The 1,257-nt window shown below is 49.3% G+C and carries 2 protein-coding genes; both read left to right on the top strand.

Translation table 11 applies throughout. The features are described 5' to 3' along the window. Positions 1 to 37 precede the first annotated feature (37 nt). Positions 38 to 799 (top strand): flagellar motor protein PomA, encoded by a 762-nt coding sequence (pomA, locus tag R7O12_RS25555; RefSeq protein WP_318126858.1) that lies wholly within the window; start codon positions 38 to 40, stop codon positions 797 to 799. A 15-nt stretch (positions 800 to 814) separates the two neighbouring features. Next, positions 815 to 1,257: flagellar motor protein MotB (locus R7O12_RS25560; protein WP_318126859.1), on the top strand; the 443-nt coding region annotated here is incomplete at its 3' end.

A 1,257-nucleotide genomic window follows, 5' to 3' on the forward strand; every position in this document is an offset into this window, starting at 1 on the left:
CCTAATGGCAGTATTTAAATAGCGTGAGGAGTGCTTTGTGGATTTAGCAACCCTAATAGGTTTGATCGGTGGTTTTGCCTTCGTCATCATGGCAATGGTGCTAGGTGGCAGTATCGGCATGTTCGTCGACGTTACATCGATCCTTATCGTAGTAGGTGGCTCTGCATTTGTAGTATTGATGAAGTTCACGCTCGGCCAGTTCTTTGGTGCGGCGAAAATTGCAGGCAAGGCATTCATGTTTAAAGCCGATGAGCCAGAAGACCTCATCGCAAAGATTGTTGAAATGGCCGCTGCAGCGCGTAAAGGCGGTTTCCTAGCTTTGGAAGAGATGGAAATCAACAACAGCTTTATGCAGAAAGGCATTGACCTTTTGGTGGATGGTCACGATGCGGACGTGGTTCGCGCTGCGTTGCAAAAAGACATTGCCTTGACGGATGAGCGACACACGCAAGGCACGGGTGTTTTCCGGGCGTTTGGTGACGTTGCACCAGCGATGGGGATGATCGGTACGCTGGTTGGTCTGGTTGCGATGCTTTCGAACATGGATGACCCAAAAGCGATCGGCCCTGCAATGGCGGTAGCCCTTTTAACCACACTTTACGGTGCGGTGTTGTCAAACATGCTGTTCTTCCCAATTGCCGATAAGCTTTCTTTACGCCGAGATCAAGAAACGCTTAACCGCCGTTTGATCATGGACGGCGTACTTGCCATTCAAGATGGTCAAAACCCACGAGTTATCGACAGCTACCTGAAGAACTACCTCAACGAGGGTAAACGTGCTCTTGAGATTGATGAGTAATCGCGGAGATTTGTGATGGATGATGAAGATAACAAATGCGATTGTCCGCCACCCGGTCTCCCGTTGTGGATGGGGACATTCGCGGACTTGATGTCGCTGTTGATGTGCTTCTTCGTACTGCTGCTTTCATTCTCTGAAATGGATGTTTTGAAGTTCAAACAGATTGCTGGTTCGATGAAGTTTGCATTTGGTGTGCAAAACCAACTGGAAGTGAAAGACATTCCTAAAGGCACCAGCATCATCGCACAAGAATTTAGACCAGGCCGTCCTGAGCCGACACCGATTGATGTCATCATGCAACAAACCATGGATATCACTCAGCAGACGCTAGAATTCCACGAAGGTGAGTCTGACCGAGCTGGTGGTACTAAGCGTGATGAAGGCAAGCTGACGGGCGGTCAATCACCGGAAACCTCGACGCAAAGCAATCAGTCCGCAGAGTCAGACATGCAACAGCA

The organism is Vibrio sp. Vb1574 (assembly GCF_033338675.1).